General features: G+C 63.8%; 19 protein-coding genes. 8 read left to right on the plus strand and 11 right to left on the minus strand.

Annotated features, from left to right (window positions below):
* Nucleotides 1-70 precede the first annotated feature (70 nt).
* Nucleotides 71-1,069: a GlxA family transcriptional regulator gene (locus tag NCS67_RS09810; protein WP_033537200.1), complete on the minus strand. Its 999-nt coding sequence runs from the start codon at nucleotides 1,067-1,069 to the stop codon at nucleotides 71-73.
* A 1,081-nt stretch (nucleotides 1,070-2,150) separates the two neighbouring features.
* Here NCS67_RS09810 and NCS67_RS09815 point away from each other — a divergent pair.
* From NCS67_RS09815 to NCS67_RS09830, 4 genes are all read left to right on the plus strand, one after another.
* On the plus strand, nucleotides 2,151-2,603 hold the full coding sequence (locus tag NCS67_RS09815) for a GDP-mannose mannosyl hydrolase (RefSeq protein ID WP_250435024.1): 453 nt from the start codon (nucleotides 2,151-2,153) through the stop codon (nucleotides 2,601-2,603).
* A 189-nt stretch (nucleotides 2,604-2,792) separates the two neighbouring features.
* Nucleotides 2,793-3,851: a GlxA family transcriptional regulator gene (locus NCS67_RS09820; protein WP_034472789.1), complete on the plus strand. Its 1,059-nt coding sequence runs from the start codon at nucleotides 2,793-2,795 to the stop codon at nucleotides 3,849-3,851.
* A gap of 30 nt (nucleotides 3,852-3,881) precedes the next feature.
* On the plus strand, nucleotides 3,882-4,469 hold the full coding sequence (locus NCS67_RS09825) for a phosphatase PAP2 family protein (RefSeq protein WP_250435025.1): 588 nt from the start codon (nucleotides 3,882-3,884) through the stop codon (nucleotides 4,467-4,469).
* Between the two features lie 111 nt (nucleotides 4,470-4,580).
* A complete protein-coding gene (locus NCS67_RS09830) occupies nucleotides 4,581-5,501 on the plus strand; it encodes a LysR family transcriptional regulator (protein ID WP_033537194.1) in 921 nt (306 codons plus the stop codon).
* Here the strand turns inward: NCS67_RS09830 and NCS67_RS09835 are convergent.
* The 6 genes from NCS67_RS09835 to NCS67_RS09860 all read right to left on the minus strand — a co-directional run bounded on the left by NCS67_RS09835 (nucleotide 5,437) and on the right by NCS67_RS09860 (nucleotide 11,994).
* The gene (locus NCS67_RS09835; protein WP_250435026.1) at nucleotides 5,437-6,543 is read right to left on the minus strand and encodes a glycosyltransferase family protein; all 1,107 of its coding nucleotides are present in this window, start codon (nucleotides 6,541-6,543) and stop codon (nucleotides 5,437-5,439) included. The genes NCS67_RS09830 and NCS67_RS09835 overlap by 65 nt on opposite strands.
* Nucleotides 6,544-6,560: 17 nt before the next feature.
* On the minus strand, nucleotides 6,561-8,456 hold the full coding sequence (locus NCS67_RS09840) for a polysaccharide biosynthesis protein (RefSeq protein WP_175980403.1): 1,896 nt from the start codon (nucleotides 8,454-8,456) through the stop codon (nucleotides 6,561-6,563).
* 12 nt (nucleotides 8,457-8,468) lie between these two features.
* Nucleotides 8,469-9,494, minus strand: coding sequence for an MraY family glycosyltransferase (locus tag NCS67_RS09845; protein ID WP_051996840.1), 1,026 nt, complete (start codon nucleotides 9,492-9,494; stop codon nucleotides 8,469-8,471).
* Between the two features lie 191 nt (nucleotides 9,495-9,685).
* Nucleotides 9,686-10,657, minus strand: a complete 972-nt coding sequence (locus NCS67_RS09850) for a UDP-glucose 4-epimerase family protein (RefSeq protein WP_250435028.1) — start codon at nucleotides 10,655-10,657, stop codon at nucleotides 9,686-9,688.
* Entirely contained in the window at nucleotides 10,654-11,478 is an 825-nt protein-coding gene (locus tag NCS67_RS09855) for a glycosyltransferase family 2 protein (protein WP_034474349.1), read from the minus strand. The genes NCS67_RS09850 and NCS67_RS09855 overlap by 4 nt, the downstream gene beginning before the upstream one ends.
* Nucleotides 11,479-11,595: 117 nt before the next feature.
* Nucleotides 11,596-11,994, minus strand: coding sequence for a GtrA family protein (locus NCS67_RS09860; RefSeq protein ID WP_008342550.1), 399 nt, complete (start codon nucleotides 11,992-11,994; stop codon nucleotides 11,596-11,598).
* A 193-nt stretch (nucleotides 11,995-12,187) separates the two neighbouring features.
* On the opposite strand from NCS67_RS09860, the gene NCS67_RS09865 reads away from it, so the two are divergent.
* The 4 genes from NCS67_RS09865 to NCS67_RS09880 all read left to right on the plus strand — a co-directional run bounded on the left by NCS67_RS09865 (nucleotide 12,188) and on the right by NCS67_RS09880 (nucleotide 16,941).
* Nucleotides 12,188-13,609 (plus strand): UbiA family prenyltransferase, encoded by a 1,422-nt coding sequence (locus tag NCS67_RS09865; RefSeq protein WP_250435030.1) that lies wholly within the window; start codon nucleotides 12,188-12,190, stop codon nucleotides 13,607-13,609.
* Between the two features lie 3 nt (nucleotides 13,610-13,612).
* Entirely contained in the window at nucleotides 13,613-14,929 is a 1,317-nt protein-coding gene (locus NCS67_RS09870; RefSeq protein WP_250435032.1) for an FAD-binding oxidoreductase, read from the plus strand.
* Nucleotides 14,926-15,666 carry an SDR family oxidoreductase gene (locus NCS67_RS09875; protein WP_250435033.1) on the plus strand — a complete coding sequence of 247 codons (741 nt, stop codon included), beginning with the start codon at nucleotides 14,926-14,928 and terminating at the stop codon, nucleotides 15,664-15,666. The genes NCS67_RS09870 and NCS67_RS09875 overlap by 4 nt, the downstream gene beginning before the upstream one ends.
* A gap of 81 nt (nucleotides 15,667-15,747) precedes the next feature.
* Complete coding sequence (locus tag NCS67_RS09880; RefSeq protein WP_250435034.1) at nucleotides 15,748-16,941, plus strand: acyltransferase family protein; 1,194 nt, start codon at nucleotides 15,748-15,750, stop codon at nucleotides 16,939-16,941.
* A 256-nt stretch (nucleotides 16,942-17,197) separates the two neighbouring features.
* On the opposite strand, the gene NCS67_RS09885 is transcribed toward NCS67_RS09880, so the two are convergent.
* Genes NCS67_RS09885 through NCS67_RS09900 form a run of 4 tightly spaced genes read right to left on the minus strand, consistent with a single transcriptional unit; the run spans nucleotide 17,198 to nucleotide 20,078 of the window.
* Complete coding sequence (locus NCS67_RS09885; RefSeq protein WP_250435035.1) at nucleotides 17,198-17,593, minus strand: GtrA family protein; 396 nt, start codon at nucleotides 17,591-17,593, stop codon at nucleotides 17,198-17,200.
* Nucleotides 17,594-17,611: 18 nt separating this feature from the next.
* Nucleotides 17,612-18,430 carry a glycosyltransferase family 2 protein gene (locus NCS67_RS09890; RefSeq protein WP_250435036.1) on the minus strand — a complete coding sequence of 273 codons (819 nt, stop codon included), beginning with the start codon at nucleotides 18,428-18,430 and terminating at the stop codon, nucleotides 17,612-17,614.
* A complete protein-coding gene (locus NCS67_RS09895) occupies nucleotides 18,427-19,293 on the minus strand; it encodes a sugar phosphate isomerase/epimerase family protein (RefSeq protein WP_250435037.1) in 867 nt (288 codons plus the stop codon). Before NCS67_RS09895 ends, NCS67_RS09890 begins: the two co-directional genes overlap by 4 nt.
* Nucleotides 19,293-20,078, minus strand: coding sequence for an NAD-dependent epimerase/dehydratase family protein (locus tag NCS67_RS09900; protein ID WP_250435038.1), 786 nt, complete (start codon nucleotides 20,076-20,078; stop codon nucleotides 19,293-19,295). Before NCS67_RS09900 ends, NCS67_RS09895 begins: the two co-directional genes overlap by 1 nt.
* Nucleotides 20,079-20,088 lie beyond the last annotated feature (10 nt).

Here is a 20,088-nt window from a genome sequence, read left to right on the forward strand (position 1 = left end):
TCCGGCCAAAGGTCCGACGTTTTACGCCATAGTCGGGCTCAGAGCGGCCCACGTCACATAAGCGCGCGGGTCAGCCGTTCGCCTCGCGTCTGCTCTGCATCCGGTACTCCGTCGGCGAGATCAGAAGGCGCTTGCGGAAAATCTTCGCGAGCCTGTCGCCGTTGCCCATGCCGCTTCTGCGCGCGATCTTGTCGACCGGCAGTTCCGAATCCGTCAGAAGCGCACAGGTCACGGCGAGGCGCGCCTGCAGCAAATAATCGGATGGCGTGATGCCCATCTCGATCTTGAAGCGGCGCAAGAAGTTGCGCTCGCTCATCGCGGCCACCTGCGCCGCATCGACGACCGAAATCGGCCGTTCGCAGTTGTCCTGCAGCCAGCGCGCCGCCGCGCGGATCTTGTCGCCCGCCGACGCCACGCCGCTGTCGCCGAGGATCGACACGAGCTTCGCGGCCGAACCGGGCATCAGACGTTCAGCGACGCTGCGCGACACGTCGATGCCGAGATCGCGCTTCACGATCAGAAGCGCGCCCTTCATCGACTCGTAGCGGTCGCCGGCGTCGCCCTGCTGCTCGTCGCGCACGAGTTGCATCGCGTTGCCGTAGCGCGCCTGCGCGTCCTGCGCCTGACCGATGCCCGCGGCGTCGAGCACCTTGCGGCCCTCGGAAATCGCGCGCACGACCGTGGTCTTGGTCTGCACGCGACGCAGCCATTCGATGATGCGATCGTCCTTCGCCGCTTCTTCCGCGCCACGGCCGCCGGCGACGAAAAGCGCGTCGAAGCCGCCGTAGTGGCGCGCATCGAGACCGTCCGTCCAGACGCGCACCGACGACGAGCACGCCACGTTGCCGCCTTCGACCGACAGGAACCGCACGTCGTACGTGCAATCCGGCCGCGACTTCGCCGACGACAGCTCGTTCGCCATGTGGAAGACCTCCGCGACGATTCCCGCGCCGAGCAGCGAAAAGCCGTCGAACAGCAGGATCGCGACCTGGCGCACCTCGGTCTGCGAGGCGTTCGACGCGGGAGGCGTCCAACCCATGACTGCGGGTTCAAGAGTGGCGTAAGGCATGGTCATCCTCTGCAGCTTGTTTCCTGGAAGGCGCGGAAGAGTTGTTCGGTCATTGCGGCGCATCAATGGACTTCCCGAACTTCGCCGGGTTGCCGTGACCGATTGGAACGAAGTGTTGGCGGAATCGATCCGCTGGCTTGAATAATAAGCAGACAATGTTTTTTGTGCTCTGGATTTTCGCGCTTAAACCACAAAATCTGTTCCGCTATGAGGGTGAGCGCACATTGAAATCCTTCCCCAAATTCCGGAAAGCCTGCATTCAATGCATGGAAAACAAATACGGATTTGTCATACAAGGATTGATTCGGCGGTTTAGCTCAATCTGATTCCCGTGCCGCCAGATCGGACACAGCGTTGCTCACTAAGCTCCGCAGGACGGCCCTGCGCGGTCCGCCGGATGCGATGGCCGCCAAGCCCGATCATTCGAATTGATTCATTTATGAAACATCGATGTGTGCGAAAGCGGACGTTCGTACCGCTGCAATCGGAAAGTTTTGGTTTCGCCGTTACATTTAGGAACGATATGTAATGCGCATTTCAGACGCCGATTAAAATCCGCGAACGGCTGCGGCATTAATACTCAATGATTTTCTAATAACGCAATCGAGGTCCCCAACGTGATTTTTGATTAACCCGTTTTATTTTTATTCAAAGGCATAATGCGGTATTTTCATATGAACTTAGATGCTGCATTGCAGCGGACGCGAGATCGCGTCGAACCTGCATGCGCGCGGGACTCGGGCGCTGTCACCGTCCGCCATCGGCTAGTATTTTTGCGGCGGCGCACGCTTTGACACTATTTGCCGAATCGCCCAATTCTTGTTTTGCAATGATCGGCTGAATGCGGCTCGAATCGCGCGTACGTTCGCAATCGTCTTCACGCAAATTTTCGTACAGCGCGCGGACACGCAAATCGGTCAGGTTTGCCGCCCGCGCTGACAATGTGCTGACCGTTGCTCGTCAGCCTTGCTTGTTTCAGTCGTGAAATTCCCTCGCGCGTGCGCGCACGCACGGTCATGCGGCGTCGCAGCGGGCATCGTTTGCGCGACGCACGACTCACCGAAGCCAACCCGGAGCAACGATGCTGAGCAACGCTGATTTCCTGACGGTCGTGCGGCTCGCGCCGCTCGTGGCGATCGATCTGATCGTCACCGATGGCAACCGGCGCATCCTCGTGGGGCATCGGCGCAACCGGCCCGCGCAGGGCACATGGTTCGTGCCGGGCGGCCGCATCAGAAAAGACGAATCGCTCGATGCCGCCTACAGGCGCATCGTCAGCAACGAGTTGGGCGTCGCGAGCGCGCAGCGTTCGGCCGCACGCTTCTTCGGCGTCTACAAGCATCTCTACGACGACAACTTCGCGGGCGCCGATGGCATCGGCACGCATTACATCGTGCTCGCCTACGCGCTGACGCTCTCCAGCAAGGTTCCGATCGGCCGGTTCGATCAGCACAGCGACTATCGATGGCTTATGCCCGACGAACTGCTCGCGCGCGACGACGTGCACGAAAACACCAAGGCCTACTTCCGCTGATCCGCGCGAAAAGGCGCGTACCGAGATCATCTGCCAACACTTCGTCAATTTCGGACTCGGCGCGCGGCGGCTGCCGGGCGCCGCGTATAGTGCGCCCATGTAAGCTCACTTTCCCGCTACTTACGTTCCTGCATCGATCGGACCCCGGCCGGGCACGACGCCTGCCGCGGTTCGCACAGGGAGAAGTCGATGGTGTACGCCAATGGTACGGGCCGGCTTCAGGTCGTGCGCGCGGTCGCGCCCGACGTGCCGTCCGCCGATATGACCAGCGCGGCGAAGCGAATCGGCATTCTGATCTTCGAGGACTTTTCGCTCGTCGAAGTCAGCTCGATCTCCGAGGTCTTCTCGGTCGCGAATCAGGTGCATCTGCCCGCCGACGCCAACGCACGCGCGCAGGCGCCGAATTATTCGCTGATGTTTCTGTCGAGCGATGGCGGGAGCGTGGCGAGCAGTTGCTCGATGCGGATCTGGACCGAGAGTCTCGAAACGCGCTGGATGAACGAATGCGACGCGCTGTTCATCGCGGGCGGCGTGGGCGCGCGTCATGCGCGTAACGATGCCGCGCTGCGCAAGCGCCTCGCGCGCGTGGCGCCGAAGATTCCGTTCATCAAGGCGATCGGCGAAGGCGCGCAGATTCTCGCCGCGGCCAATCTCGACGTGCAGAACCGCACGCTCGATTTCGCCGGCGAGCCGCAAGGCCGCGCGCTTGCGCCGGCGTTGTCGAATCCGCTTTTCATCGCGGAACAAACGCTCACGCTCGACGATCCCAAAGGGCCGATCGCGGCGGCGCTGTCGATCATCAAGCGCGACCACGGCGCGGCGCTCGCGCGTGAAGTATCGGAGCGCTCCATTCCGGGCGCGTGGCAGAAGCTCGCCACCGTGCTCGACGATACCGAAGCCGGCAGCGTGCGCCAGAAGATCGACGCCGCCGCGCGCTGGATCCGCGAGAACTACGTGCGGCCGATCTCGATCACCGATGCGGCGCGCGTCGCCGCGATGAGCGAGCGCAATTTCCTGCGCCGCTTCAAGGCGCAGATCGGGCTGACGCCGTCGGAATACCTGTTGCGCGCGCGGCTCGATGCGAGCTGCATGTTGCTGGCCGCGACCGATCTGCCGGTCGACAAGATCGCGCGGCGCTGCGGCGCGGGCAGCGGCGACGGCCTCGCGAAAATCTTCCGCAAGCGGCTCTCGATCTCGCCGACCGAATACCGGATGGCAGGCCGCCGAAAACAGGGCGACGGTTCGTAAACGTCCGGAGCCGGCCTAGAACAAATACGCATGGAATCAAAGGTACTCTGGACGCTTTCGAATCTCGGCGACGCGGCCTTTCTGCTGCCACTCGCGCTCGTCTGCGCGCTGTGGCTGCGCACGGTCGACGTGCGCCTCGCGGTGCGCTGGGCCGTGCTGCTCGCGATCGGCATGGGGCTCGTCGGTCTGTCGAAGATTCTCTATGCCGGCTGCGGCGTCGAGATCGCCGCGATCCAGTTGCGCATGATCAGCGGACACACGATGCTCGCCGCGTCGATCTACACCGTCGCGGGCGGCTTGCTGTTCGGCGCATTCGGCGGAAGCTGGCATCGGCTGGGCGCGGCGGGCGGACTCGCGCTCGCGGCGGCCATCGGCGCGAGCCGCATCATGCAGGACGCGCACACGCCCGCCGAAGTCGTCGCGGGCTGGGTGCTCGGCGCGGTCATCGCCGCCCTCTTCCTCATGCGCGTCTTCGAAACGCCGCGCAAGATGCCGCGCGCACTCGTCGCGGGTTGCGCGCTGCTGGCGGTTTCGTCGATCGCCTACGGCCATCACGCGCCGTTCCAGCGGATGATCGAGCACTACTCGTGGCGGCTCTGTCAGGGACTCGGGCTCTGAGCTTCGCGTCAGTTCACTCGCAGCGCATGGGCTGACGAACTTCAGTATGATCGCAGGCTCTTTTCTCTCGCGCGCCCATCGAGGCGCGCGATCACGTTTCCGGGATCGAGCATGGACCGCTTCCTTGCAATGAAAGTCTTCGCGCGAGTCGTCGAGGCGGGCAGTTTCTCCAAGGCAGCCGATGCCCTGCGCCTGCCGCCCGCGAGCGTCTCGCGCACGCTTCAGGCGCTCGAAGCGCATCTCGGTGCGCGCCTCATCAATCGCACGACGCGCAGCATCAGCATCACCGAAGACGGCGAAGCCTATTACGAGCGCTGCGTGCGCGTGCTCGGCGAAGTGGACGACATGGAAGCGTCGCTGTCGCATTCCAAGCTGAGTCCCAAGGGCAATGTGAAAGTCAGCCTGCCGCAAGTGATGGCGAAGAACACGATCATTCCCGCGCTGCCGGAATTCTTCGCCGCGTATCCGGATATCGGCGTCGAGCTGGTGCTGACGGACCGGCAAGTCGATCTCGTCGAGGAAGCGGTCGATTGTGTCGTGCGCGTGGGCGCGGTGGGCGATGTCGGGCTGGTCGCGAAACGCATCGGCGCGTATACGCAGATCACCTGCGCGTCGCCGGGATACATCGAAAAGCACGGCGAGCCGACGTCGCTCGATGACCTCGAGCAGCATCTCGCCGTCGGCTATGTGCTGAACAACTCGGGACGCGTGCGCAATTGGGAATTCGTCGTCGATGGCGAAACCCGCACCATCGCGATGAAGCACAAGATCGCCGTGAACGACGGCGATTCGTATATCGCGGCGGGCGCCAACGGGCTCGGGCTGATTCAAAGCTCGAGCTATACGCTCGATCCGCTCGTCAGAAGCGGCGCGTTGAAGGAAGTGCTACGGGAATATCCGTCGTATCCGCGCGTGGTGTCGGTGCTGTATGCGGCCAACCGGCATCAGCCGAGGCGCGTGCGCGTGTTCATCGACTGGGTTGCGGAGTTGTATGCGCGCCTGCCGTCGTTTCAGGTGAGCAAGGGAAACTGAACGCGGGCGTCGTTTGCGGCGATGCATCCGCGAACGGCATCGCGCGCCAGTCGTAATCGCGATAGGCGCGCTCGAGCGCGCGCAGATCGGCGGGCCGCGCGCTCGCGTGCACGCCCTCCAGATGCGGCAAGCTGAATTCCACCTTGACGCAGTTCGCATAATCGCGCGCGCGCATGTTGGCGGGGATCGTCGTGAAGAACGCGGTCGTCGGCACGTCGAATCCCGCGCCGGCGTGTAGCGCCGCCGTATCCGCCGTGACGAGATAGCGCGCGCGCCCGATCCACGCGAGGAAATCGTCCGTGTCGATGCAAAACGGCGCGATATCGCGATAACGCGGATCGTCGACGGGCCCGAAACCCATCACCGGCAGGCCGGTTTCATCCGCGAGACGCGCGACGATACGCGCGCGCATCGACGCCGGAATGCTGCGCACCGGCGTGCTCGCGTTCGGGCAAAACAGCGCGTATGGCTCGTTTGCGATCGGCTTGAGCGGCACATCGGCGAGCCAGCGATTGCGCTTGTCGGCGGCGGCGATGGTCGAAGGCGCGATGCCCATCGCCCAAAGGAAGAAGTCGATCATCGGCATCGAGGCGAAGCGCGGCCAGAAAAGCTGATTGCCGACGTCGATCTTCGGTTCATCGGCAGGCAGGCTCGCGAGCGGCACGGGCAGACCGACGATATCGGCGAGACGCGGCGCGGCAAGCTCGTAAAGACGCTGCACGTAGCGCGGCGCGCGCGCCGGCCGATAGATCGTGAACCGAAGATGCGGATAAAGGCGCTTGACGGCGGAGAGCGCCGTAAGCCCGATGATCGAATCGCCGAGCGTGACGCCGAACGCGTTGACGAGATGCACGCGGCGCTCGCGCGCATAGTCGGCGTCGAAGTGTTCGCGGCCCGCGTTCAGGATGGTGGCGGGCAGCGCGGAGAAAGCGGATGCATCGGCGTGCGCGACTTCGAGATCGTAAGGCGCGACGATCTCGCCGCTTAGCGATAACAGCGATCCCGCGTGGGTCAGCGCATGGACTTCGTCGAGCGTCGTCATGCGTGACCCCGTTGCGGTCAGCCGGCCGCGCCGCGTTCGTTCGCCGCCTTCGCGACGGGCACGCTTTGCAGCACGGGCATCGTCGCCGTCTGATACTCGGGCACCCAGCGGCGCAGATCGCGGCGCACTTCTTCGTCGGAGAGCACGCGATGCTGCATCAGCCAGGGCAGCAATTCGTCGATGAAATCGTCCGGCACGCCGCGCGCCTGCGCGATGCGCAGCTTCGGATGCGGCGTGCGCGTGGTGGTTTCGTCGTCGGCGAGCAGTTCTTCGTAGAGCTTTTCGCCCGGACGCAGCCCAGTAAACGTGATGCGGATCTGCTCTTCCGTGAAGCCATAGAGACGGATGAGGTCGCGCGCGAGATCGACGATTCTCACGGGCTGGCCCATGTCGAGAATGAAGATCTCGCCGCCGCGCCCCATGCTCGACGCCTGCAGCACGAGTTGCGCGGCTTCCGGAATCGTCATGAAAAAGCGCGTGATTTCCGGATGCGTGACCGTGACCGGACCGCCCTTCGCAATCTGCTGCTGAAATTTCGGGATCACGCTGCCCGCGCTGCCGAGCACGTTGCCGAAGCGCACCGTCTCGAACTGCGTGCGCGGCGCGGATTGCTGCAGCGCCTGACAGGCCATCTCGGCGAGACGCTTGGAGGCGCCCATCACGTTGGTCGGGTTGACGGCCTTGTCGGTGGAGATCAGCACGAAATGGCGCACGTTGTGGCGAATCGCCGCGCGCGCGACGCGCAGCGTGCCGAGCACGTTGTTGCGCACGGCCTGCCACGCGTTCTGCTCTTCCATCAGCGGGACGTGCTTGTAGGCCGCCGCATGGAAAACGATGTGCGGCGTGAAGCGCGCCATCGTCTGATCGAGCAGCAGCGAATCCTTCGCGTCGCCGACGACCGGAATCACCGAGCACTCCGGAAACTTCTCGTGCAGTTCCTCGATGAGGCGATACATCGCATATTCGGAGAGGTCGTAGGCGATGAGCTGCGCGGGCGAGAAACGCAGAATCTGACGGCACAGTTCCGAGCCGATGGAGCCGCCGCCGCCCGTCACCATCACGACGCGCCCGTGGAGCAGTTGCTCGACGTGCGGCATGTCGATCTTCACCGGCTCGCGGCCGAGCAAGTCTTCGAGGTCGATCTGCCGCACGCGCGACAGGAAGTTGCCGCCTTCGGTGAGCGGCGTGAGCGCGGGCAGCACCATCACCTTGACGCCGGCGCGCACGCACAACGTGGCGACGCGCCGCTGCTCCTCGACCGACGCGGAAGGAATCGCGATGATCACGTAGTCGGTCTTGTACTGCTCCGCGAATCGGGAGAGGTCGCTGAACCCGCCGAGGACCTTGTGGCCGAGCACTTCGCGGCCCTGCTTGGCGGGATCGTCGTCGAGCAGGCCGACGAGACGCCATTCGCTGGAGCGCGCAAGCTCGCGGGCGAGCATCGCGCCCGCCGTGCCCGCGCCGAGCACGATCACGGGCTTGCCCTGACCGACCAGACCGCCGTACAGATAGAACTCCTTGCCCGCGCGATAAAGCGCGCGCGCGCCGCCCATCGCGAGAAACAGCAGAAGCGGCGAGACGATGAGCACCGAGCGCGGGATGATCGGCGTCGGCTGCGACATCACCGCGCCCACCATCACGACGAGCGCGCCCACGACGATCGATTTGGAGATACGCATCAGGTCCGGCAGGCTCGCGAACACCCACATGCCGCGATACAGCCCGAAGACGCGAAAGACGATGGCGTAGACCGGCACGACCCACAAGAGCGCGTGCAGCGCGCCATCGCGGAAATCATGCGGCACGCTGCCGTTGAAGCGCAGCAGGTAAGCGACGACCCAGGCTCCGACGACGGCCACGAGATCAAAGCCGAACGCCCCCGCCGATAGCCATGTAGCTTTTATTCGATTCATCAGCATGGACCCTCAAGATTGTCCGGTATGGCGCGTTTCATGACGACGCCACTGCGCGTCGACGACCGCGCCCGCTGCCACAACCACGACTGCCCAGCCAGCAACCGCCGCCCACTGCCCCGTGACGGAAAACCACAGCGCCCAGTTCGCGAGGATCATGCCCGCCAGCATGAGCAGATACCACGTGAGCGCGGTGCGCGCGTGCCCCATTCCAAGGCGCACCATGCGCTGATAGTAATGCTCTCGATGCGCCTGCCAAAATTTTTCACCGCGCGCGAGGCGTCGCAGCAACGTGACCGTGGCATCCGCGATGAACGGAGAAAACACGAGCGCCGGAAACCAGACGGGCCATGCGCCCCGTTGCCAGCCCCAGAACCCGAGCGCGCCTGCGAGAAATCCCAACGGAATAGACCCGGCATCGCCGAGAAAAATCCGAGCCGGATGGAAATTGAGGGTCAGGAAACCGGCCGCCGCTCCGGCGATCGCCGCGCTCGCCAGGCCGAGATCGGCTTGCGGCGCGGGTCCGGCGAGCGCCGCGAGCGCGTAGCCGCCGAATCCGAACAGCGCCATGCCGCCGGCGAGCCCGTCGGAGCCGTCCATGAAGTTGTAGAGATTGACGAGCCACAGCATCAGAAAGCCGACGAATGCGAGCGCCCACCACGGCGCGTTCGCCGGATGCGCGACGATCACGAGCGTCACCGCGACGATATGCGCCGCGAAGCGCACGCGCGCGGGCAAACCGCGTCGGTCGTCGATCTGCGAGACGGCCGCGAGGAAGACCGCGCAGGCCGCGACGAGCCACATCGACGGGGCCGCGACGAGAAGCGCGACGACGGCGACCGGCACGATGCCCCAGCCGCCGACGCGCGGCGTGGGCCGTTCGTGCAGCGAACGCTCGTTGGGGATATCGGTGGCGAGGCGCCACGCGAGGCCCGTGCGGATGAGCGTCCGCAGAATCAGCGCGCAGGCGGCGAACGCCAATACCGCGACCGACATCGCGGCCAGCGGCGGCGAAGCTTGGAAATACGAATGCAGCATGCGTTGTTATGAGTTGTCGAAAACGAAGCCCCGATCGTCCCGGCGACTTTTATCCCGGGCAAACCCGCAAGGATACGCGAACGGTCGCCGGAATGAGTCGTAAATAACTGACGGATAACGAAAATCGCGCCGATATCGAAGCCGCGCATATTTTAACGTTCGCGACGGACGTTTCCGATCGCGAGAACCGTTTATTGCGCGCGCGTCGAGCGAAACCACGCGGCCGTGACGGCGAGGCCTTCGTCGAGCGATTGCGGCGCTTGCCAGCCGAGCGTCTCGCGGATGCGGCTCGAATCGAGGCGCAGGCTGCCGGTCAGCCGATCGATCTGCGCGGTCTTGCCCGTCAGACGCCCGACGCCGCGCAAGAGTCCCACCGGCACCGGCACGAGCCGCGCCGGTTTGCCGAGATGTTGGCCGAGCTTGCGCGCGAGTTCGGCGACGCTCGGGTCGTCGCCGTCCGTGACATGGAACAGGCGGCCCGCCGCGGCCGGATGGAGCGCGCATTCGATCGTCGCGCTCGCGAGATTGTCGACGGAGACGAGGCTGCGGCGCGCATCGATCGCGCCGAGCGGCAACGGGATGCCGCGCGCGATCGCGTTCATCATCGCCAGGAAATTGGCGCGCACGCCGGGGCCGTAGACGAGCGGCGGCCGCACGATGGCGATTTCCAGCCCGGTGCGGCTGCCGAATTCGAGCAGTTTCACTTCGGCTTCGGCTTTCGACACGCCGTAGGCATCGGGCGGATTGCGCGCGTCGTCTTCGGTGAACGGGCGGCCCGGAGCGCTTTCGCCGAGCGCCTTGACGCTGCTCATCATGACAAAGCGCGTGACACCCGCTCGCCGCGCGGATTCGGCGGCGGCGAGCGTGCCGTCGACGTTGACCGCCCGATACGCCTTCAACACGGCCTGCGATTGGGCGGCGGCGTCGGCCATTACGTGGACGCGCGCCGCAAGATGGATCACTGCGTCGCAACCGGCAAAGGCTTCGGGCGCGATCGAATCGAGGCCGTCGATATGGCGCACGTCGACGCCCGGTTCGCACTGCGCGTCGCGCCGCACGAGCCCTGTCGCGCCGATCCCGCGCGCCGCGAGCGCACGGCTCACCGCGCGGCCGACGAAGCCGTTGGCGCCGGTTATCGCGATGCGTCGGCCGGATTCGCTCATAGCCATTTCCAGCCGAAACGGTTGAAGAACCGGTACGCCGACGTGACGAACAGCTTGATGTGTACCGAGCCCTTCTTCGCCGCGCCGCCGCCGTGATGCAGGATTCGCACCGACGGCACATAGGCGATGCGCGCGACGCGGCGCGTGCGCAGGCTCAGGTCGTAGTCCTCGAAATAGAGGAAATAGCGCGGATCGAAGCCGCCGAGCGACTTGAGCACATCGGTTCTGAAGAGCATGAAGCAGCCGCTCACGATCGGCGGATCCCACACGATATTGCTGTCGCCGATGACATCGCGCATTTCGTAGCGCGCGAGGCGCCCCGCGAACGGCTTGCGCAGCGCCGACGGCAGAAAGCCGCGCACGAAAAGGTCGAGCACGGTCGGATAGCGGCGGCAAAGAAACTGCTGACGGCCATCGTCGCCGCCGATCCACGGCGCGAGCAGACCGGTTTCCGGCGAGCCGTGCAGAAAGGCGAGCGCGCGGCGCAGGCCATCGGCATTGAGTTCGACGTCGGGATTGAGAATCAGATGGAAGCGGCTGTTCGCGCGCTCGATGGCGAGATTGTGGCCGCGTCCATAACCGACATTGCCGTGCCCTTTGAGCACCACGGTGTCGAATTCGGCATCCGAGGGCGCCGGCAGGTCGGCGAGCTCGCCCGGATTGCCGTTGTCGATCAGATACAGGCACGGGCGCCCGGCGACATCGTGCAGTTGGGCGAGCGCGGATTCCAGCGTTTCGACGGTGCGCGCGAGCAACGCGGCATCGGGCCGGTAGACGACGATGGAAATGCTGAGAGTGATCGGCGGGGCGTTCGCGTTCATCGGACAAATGGGGCGTCCGCGCCACGAAAGGAAAACGGACCGCATCGACGGGTGGAAGACGCCAAGATTGTCCTTAATGTCGGAGGTTTCGGCAACCGCGGGCGGCGGGGCGTCGCGTCAGGCGAACGTGCGAAACACGTAGCGCTTGTCGAGGCGGTACTTGATCACATAACCGATCGCGAGACCGATGCAGCCGCCGACGTAGCGCATTTCGGCCGTTCCGAAGACGTGATTGAAGCCGAATTCGACGCCCCAGAAAATCGCTGTGGTGACGAGGCCCATCGTGACGTAGAGCGTGAACATGGTCGCGTCGTGACGCGCATTCTCCGCCTTGAAGCGGAAGATCCATTTCTTGTCGAGCAGATATTTCACGACGAGACCGACGCCCGTGCCGACGAACACCGACAGCAAAACATGCCAGGGGCCGCTATAGACGCGCGTAGTCAGATCCTGCGCGCCGATGTTGGCAAGCGTCGCGATGGCGGCGAAAAAGGTGTAGAGCAGCGCGAGTTGCATGTGTTCAGAACATGGTTCGGTGGTTCGGCGTTTTTCCGGCGCTACGTCACACGTTGCTTGGCGGAAAAATCGACACCATATACGATGTGCCTGGAAAACTCGACAAAGCCGGTGCCGAAGCCGTCGCTGAGAAGACGGCCAGGCCCGGTTCCGCCCGGTCGTGGGCTTAAGCAATCATCTCAACGTGAATTGAATGAGCAAGCCCATCGTCGTCGATCTCGATGGCACGTTGATTCACTCCGACATTCTCGTCGAGAGCGGATTCGCCTTCCTGAGATCCTCACCGCAGAAATTCTTCAAGCCGCTGCTGTGGCTTTCCAGCGGCGGCAAGTCCGTGCTCAAGTCGCGGCTCGCCGAGCACGTGAGCATCGATGTCGCGACGCTGCCCTACAACACGCAGGTCGTGAACTGGCTGAAGGACATGCGCGCCGCGGGCCGCACGATCGCGCTCGCCACCGCGAGCCATGAATCGTTCGCGCATCGCATCGCGGAGCATCTCGGCATCTTCGATCGCGTGTTCGCCACCGACGAGCGCGTCAACCTTTCCGCGCATCGCAAGCGCGACCGGCTCGTCGCCGAGTACGGCGAGAAGGGCTTCGATTACGTCGGCAATTCGCACGATGACATGTCCGTCTGGGCCGCCGCCGATCGCGCGTACGTGGTCAATCCGCACGCGGGCGTCGTGCGCGCCGCATCGAAGCACGACAACGTCGAACAGGTCTTCGAGAATCGCCCGCCGACGCTCAAGGTCTGGGCCAAGTCGCTGCGGCTGCATCAGTGGCTGAAAAACGTGCTGATCTTCGTGCCGCTGCTCGCAGGGCATCAGCTGAAGTCGCCGGCGGCCATCGAGTCCGCCGTGATTGCGTTCTTCGCGTTCGGGCTGTGTGCATCGAGCGTGTATCTGCTGAACGATCTGCTCGACTTGCAGGACGACCGGCAGCATCCGGTGAAGCGCCGGCGCCCGCTCGCCGCCGGCACGATGCCGCTCGCATGGGGCATGGCGCTCTGCCCTGTCCTGCTCGCCGCCGCGTTCTCGATCGCGCTCACGTTCTTGTCGTGGAAATTCAATGCGGTCCTGCTCGGCTACTACGTGCTGACGCTCGCCTATTCGCTCGCGCTCAAGCGTCAGGTGATGATCGACGTCGTCGTGCTTGCCGCGCTGTACACCACGCGCATCGTCGCGGGCGCCGCGGCGATCCATGTCCCGCTCACGTTCTGGCTGCTAGCTTTCTCGATGTTCGCGTTCCTGAGCCTCGCGCTCGTCAAGCGCTACACCGAGCTTCACGCGATGATGAAGTCCGGGCGCGAAGGCGCGCGCGGGCGAGGTTATCTGGCGAGCGATCTGGCCATCGTGTCGTCGCTGGGCACGTCGTCGGGTTACATCTCGGTGCTCGTGCTCGCGCTCTATATCCAGGACGAACGCACCACCGTGCTTTACCGGCATCCGCAATACATCTGGATGGTTTGTCCGCTGATGCTCTACTGGTTCAGCCGGACATGGGTCATCACGCATCGCGGACGCATGAACGACGATCCCATCGTGTTCGCGGCGCGCGATCGCATGAGCCTCGTCGTCGTCGCGCTGTGCGGCTTCGCATTCTGGCTCGCGATCTGAGCGATGAGCGAACTGCTCTCCTGGGGCCGCTACCCGCGCCTGCCGCAGACCGCGCACGCCGCGCACTGGCGCGACGAAGCGCAGGCGCGATGGCGCGACGTGCAGCGCGAACACGGCACGACGCTCGCGTTCGGCAATGGCCGAAGCTACGGCGACGTCTGCCTCGCGAGTTCGAATCACGTCTTTCAGACGCTCGCGCTCGACCGGATCATCGCCGCCGACTGGACGCGCGGCATCGTGCGCGCCGAGCCCGGCATCACGTTCGAGCAGATTCTCGCGCTCGCGGTGCCGCGCGGCTGGATGCTGCCGGTCACGCCGGGCACGAAGTACGTGACGCTGGGCGGCGCGATCGCCAACGACGTGCACGGCAAGAACCATCACGTGCGCGGCACGTTCGGGCGGCATGTGCGCGCGTTCGGCCTCGCGCGCAGCGACGGCACGTTCATCGAATGCTCGCCGGAATCGAACACGGAGATGTTCAATGCGACGATCGGCGGGCTCGGGCTGACGGGACTCATCCTGTGGGCCGAGTTCTCGCTGATGCCGATCCGCACGAGTCTCATCGACGTGACGAGCATCCGCTTCGGCAAGCTCGACGAGTTCTTCGATCTCTCGAAAGAGTACGACGCGAAGCACGAGTATTGCGTCGCGTGGGTCGATTGCGCGAGCCGCGGACCGGCGCTCGGGCGCGGCATCTTCATGGCGGGCGATCACGCAATCCACGGCTCGCTCGATGTCGAACAGCGCAACACGCGCCGCGTGCCGTTCACGCCGCCCGTTTCGCTCATCAACGGCCTCACGCTGCGCGCGTTCAACGAGCTGTACTACCGGAAGCAGCGACGCGCGATCGAGCTTTCGCGCGTCGGTTACGACGGCTATTTCTATCCGCTCGACAGTCTGCTCGAATGGAACCGCATCTACGGGCCGCAGGGGTTTCAGCAGTATCAGTGCGTCGTGCCGGCAGCGAGCGCGCGCGATGCGGTGCGCGCGATGCTCGATCGCATTTCATCGAGCGGCACGGGTTCGTTTCTCGCGGTGCTCAAGCGCTGCGGGAACATTCCGTCGCCGGGGCTGCTGTCGTTTCCGATGGAAGGCACCTCGCTCGCGCTCGACTTTCCGCAGCATGAATTGCGTAATTCGCAGCTCTTCGACGGGCTCGACGCGATCGTGCGCGATGCCGGCGGACGCATCTACCCGGCCAAGGACGCGCACATGTCGGGCGCCGATTTCCGCGCCGCTTATCCCCGATGGCAGGCGCTCGAATCGCTTCGCGATCCGGCCATGCTGTCGCATTTCTGGAAACGAATGACCGGCCTATGAAGAACATCGTCATCGTGGGCGCCACGTCCGCTATCGCCATCGCCTGCGCGCGAGAATGGGCCGCGAGAGGCGCGCGCTTCTTTCTCGTCGCGCGCAACCAGGAACGCATGGAGCAGGTCGCCGCCGATTTGACGGCGCGGGGGGCGGCTTCGGTTGCCACGTATCGGCTCGATATCGACAAGCTCGACGATCACGCCGCGATGCTCGCTGACTGCGCCGCGCACATGGATTCGATCGATATCGTGCTGATTGCGTCGGGCACGCTGCCGGACCAGGCGGCCTGCCAGAGCGATCCCGCCGTCGCGGTGCGCGAGTTTCATACCAATGCGCTTTCGCTGATTGCGCTCATCACGCCGATCGCCAATCGGCTCGAGGCGCAGCGGCACGGGGCGCTCGCGGTGATCTCGTCGGTGGCGGGAGATCGCGGGCGTCCGTCGAATTATCTTTATGGCAGCGCGAAGGCCGCGTTGCAGGCGTTTCTCGAAGGCTTGCGCGCGCGGTTGTTCAAGGTCGGCGTGCATGTCGTCGATATCAAGCCGGGCTTCGTCGCCACGCCAATGACTGCGGGGCTGCCGTTGCCGGGGCCGCTCGTCGCCACGCCAGAGAAGGTCGCGAGGGATATCGTGCGCGGAATCGACAGGAAGAAGGACGTGGTTTATACGCCGTGGTTCTGGTGGGGGATCATGCTGATCATCCGGAACGTGCCGCGGTTCGTGTTCAAGCGCGCGTCGCTTTAGGGGAAGGCGTGCATCGACATCAGGCATGGCACGGTGGGAGTTGTGGCATCATCTTTTTTTACAAAGTTGCGCCCTCCCCTGATGAGACCCCAGAACGATCGCGCCCTGCCCGCCGCCGTTGCATCGAAGCATGCCAAGAACGAAGACCTCGAAGTGCTCAGAGCGGTCGCGATCGGCTTCACGATTCTTGCTCATTTCCCCGCGCTGCTCTGGTATGCATCCGAGTTTCCGACCAACAACCGCTATTTCAATTTCGGCAGCGGCGTCGATCTCTTCTTCTGCATTTCCGGTTTCATCATTACGCGGTCCATTCTCCAAAGCCGGTCGCGCAGGCCGGATAGCGGGCCGTTCGGCGAATTCGCATTTCCCTTCTGGATAAAGCGATTTTTCAGGCTCGCGCCGTCGGCGTGGTTGTGGATCGTCGTTGGCATGGCGTTGAGCTTTCCACTCGACAAGACGGGTTTCTATGCGCCGTTCAACGTCAACTTCAAGGAAGGTTTGACGGCGCTTCTTCAGGTCGCCAATTTCGAAGTGGCGATGTGCCGGCCAAAGAACGAATGCGGCAGCCTTGCGATTTACTGGTCTCTGGCGCTCGAAGAGCAGTTCTATCTGATCTTTCCTTTTCTCATTGCTTTCTGCTCCCGGCGTCTGCTCGCGATGATCATGCTTGTGGTCGTCGCCGCCCAGTTCTTCATTCCGCGCCCCGTCACGTCTCCGCTGTGGGCGTTTCGCACTGACGCGATCGCGCTGGGTGTGCTCATCGCGCTGTGGAGCAGGACGCCCGGTTACGCGACGATGAACCCGCGCATCCTCCGGCATCGCCTATTCGCGATACCCGTGCTGACCATCCTGTTTGCGGCGCTCGCCACGCTCGGGTCAAAGGTATTGATTGGATCGGTGTCCACGGGGCTGATCGCGTTCGTATCCGCTGCGATCGTCTGGATCGCCTCGTATGACGCGAACTACATCAAGCTCCCGGGTCTTCTCAAACGAATCTTGGTCGCCATCGGCGCGCGGTCTTACGTGATGTATCTCACCCACTATCCGGCGCTCTTTTGCGCGAGCGCGATATGGCGCGCGTTGTCGCATCGTTTCGCCATGCTGGATGCGGCCAATATTCTGCCGCCCATTCTGATCTTCATCGTGCTGACGGCCGCCTTTACCGAATTCACACACCGGATCATCGAAGATCCACTGCGTCGAAGAGGCATTCGGATAGCCGACGCCGTCAGAACGAGACTCGCGCAACGGCGCATGGCGCTTTCGGCGAACTGAAGTCCGCTGAATCGGCGCGCCTTCAGCGCCTGGGATCGGACGGTGCATGGGGGCGCGCGGCTTCATTCGAAGATCTTCTTGAAGCACGGGCAGACATCGACTTCCCCGCCGAATGCGATTGCGTATGGGCTTCGCACGTTCCGGAGCATCAGAGCAACATCGGCCTTTTCCTCGGCAGAATCGCTTCCATACCGATCCGTTCGACGGGAACATCGCGCGGCTGAACTGGTAGGCAAATGCTGCGCGCCGGACACACTCACTCCGACGCGGACGCCTGCTTGAAAACCCAGAACTTCGAAGAGAGGAAATTGACGCCCAGGCCGCAGATCGAACCGGCCGCGACCGCGATGACGGGCAGATAGTGCGTCTTCGGCAGCAGCAGCACCACGGCCGTATACGCGCAATAGTTCACCACGCCGCCCGCCGACATCGCCACCAGATAGCGCCACCACTCGCGCCATAGTCCGCCCGGCGCCTCTGCGTCGAAGGTAAAACGCCGGTTGATCTGCCATGTGACCACGACCGCCGCAATGAACGAGATCGCCCGGCCCGCGAAGTAGCCAAGGCCGCACGCGAGCATCAGGTAGAGCACTGCGATATCGACGAGAAAGCCGACGGTTCCGGCGACAGCGAACAGAATGAATTGTTTCATCGTGGCGAAATGGGCCAGTCAGGGGTTGTAATGCCCGAGGCAGGCTTTGAACAAGACCTTGAGCACCGCCCAGTTTCCCCGAATGCCGCTGATCTTGGTGGGTGTGTCGCCCGTGGCGGGATAACGTCTCACGGTCGGCAACTCGATGCATCGAAAGCCGAGCTTCGGCACGCGGTAAGACAGATAGGCCAGAAGTTCGTACCCGGAAAACACCGAGCGAAACGGCGCAATGCGGGCATCCCTCAACATGCGGCTGCTGTAGGCGCGAAAGCCCTGCGTCGTGTCGGTCCAGCGGAAGCCCGACGCGAGCGAGAGCGCGGGTGCGTGAATCAGACGGATCGCGAGGTCGCGCGACACGGGCGTGTTTTCCGCCACGCCGCCAGGAAGGAAGCGCGACGCCTGCACGAAATCGTAGCCTTCCTTCAAGGCGTCGATGAACCGCGCGATCGGATCCGGATCGTCCTTGTCGTTGCCGTCGATCGTGACGATGCCCTCGTAGCCCTGCTCGAGCGCAAACGCATAGGCGCAGCGCAGTTGCGCGCTGAGTTTGCCGGGTCCGCGTTTGACCAGCAAACCGCGCACGCCGACGCTGTCCAGAAAGGCGGGCGCGAGTGAGCCGTCGGTGCTGCCGCCGTCGACGACGATCACATCGGCGATTCCGTCGACATCGATCGCGTGCATGCGCGAAAGAAGCCGCTGAATGCGTTCGCCCTCATTGATGACCGGGATGACGACGCAGTAGCCGCGCGTCTTGCCGCGCCAGATCGGCGCATCGAAAGCGGGAATCTCGGCCGTGCTGTCCTGCAGGCGCCCGGCTGCGCTATGGATGGAGTTCACTGCGTGTTCTTCCTGAAGGATGCGGCCGCGGATCGATATGTGCCACAAACGAATGCCAGCGCAGCATCGATGTCGGCAAGACGCGTCTCGGCACGGCGCGTCAGCATTTCGATCGTGACGAGCGGATGGATCGCGGATCCGGACAACGCACGCGCGAGCGCGCCGTGATAAGACGCCGCCGAAGCCGGCGCCGATCCCACGGGTACGAGATCGGGCTCGCTCACGTGAACATGACCGATGACGTCCTCGAATGCCCGAATCGCGTGCCCGACATCTTCGCCGTTGATCGCGGACGCACCGCTGTCGAACTGGAGGCGAATGGCCCGATGGTCCACCGCGCGGACGATATCGGCGGCGCTGGCCGTATCGGTCATGAAGTTGCAGCCGTATTTCGGCGGGTTGGGTTCGAGGCAGACGATCACGCCGTGATCGTCCGCCACGCGAGCGAGCCGGCCGAAAAATTTCACGGCGCTTTCCTTCGCGGCATCCGGAGTCAAATCACCGATGTCGCGGTTCTTCGGCGAGCCGAAGGTGAGACGCACGCCCTCTTTGCTGGCGAGTCCCTCGCCGATGCGGCAGACCGCCCGCAGACGATCGAGCATGCGGTTTTGCGTGTCGACGTCGCCGAAAAGGTTCAGCCCCGCGGTGCCGAACAGCAGCGACTGCATGCCGACGATCTTAATGCCGCGATCGGCCCACATCGTGCGAACGGCGGACGTCTCCTCGGCCGTCGCGCCGTCGATATCGGGGAAATACTTGCTGGGCGCGATGTCGATCGCGTCGACGCCATGTTTGTTCAGCAGGGAGACGACCTGCTCGTCCTCGTCCGGCTCCCACGCGAGATTGGAGATGGAGACTCTCATCACGACGACTCCTTTGCGCGGCGGGGCTCGGATTGCGCATACGCCCGGATTGCCATCAACGATTCGCGCTTGCTGTATTGATAGCGGCCGCTTCCGCCCAGCGCTTCGGCGAAGCGGGACTGCATGTCGTATCGCGCCGGCTGATTCTGCGTCTGGTTGCCGAATTCGATACCGAACGCTTCGCGCGCGAGCTCTCCGACCGTCACGGGTTCCGCCGTCAGGTGCACGAGATCGAGGCCGGCTTTCAGCGCGAGGTCGATGTCGGACCAAAGATTGACCATGGGATAAAACTGGAACGCCGCGCGACTGTCGACCGCCGCGAGATTGTTGTCGTTCAGCAGATCGAAGATCACGTTCTTGCGCAGGCCGGGCCCGACGAGACCCGGCAGGCGAACGATCAAATGGCGCTCGAAACCCGCCGATGCGCAAAATTCCTCCAGCATGCGCCGATTCGCGCCATACGCATGGAGGTTTCGCACATCGACGCTCGAATCCTCGTCGACATTCAGCGGGTTCTCGAACACATCGACCGTGCTGATGAGGATGAACGTCTTGCAACGCATCGCCCGCAAATGGTCGATGAGCGATTCGATGCGCTCGCGGTCTGCCTGCGGTTCGCGATTGGCGATCCACTTCTGTGCGGGCGCACCGGCGCAGACGACGGTGTCGAACGTCTGCCCCCGAATATCGGCGATGTTGGTGGAACGGTATGTGTTCTCGAATGACCGCTGACGCAGCAAGGTCGTTCCCACAAATCCTGAATAGCCGATCAAAGCATCTGGCATGGCGAAATCC

The organism is Caballeronia sp. ATUFL_F2_KS9A (assembly GCF_023630765.1).
Classification (GTDB): Bacteria; Pseudomonadota; Gammaproteobacteria; order Burkholderiales; family Burkholderiaceae; genus Caballeronia; species Caballeronia zhejiangensis.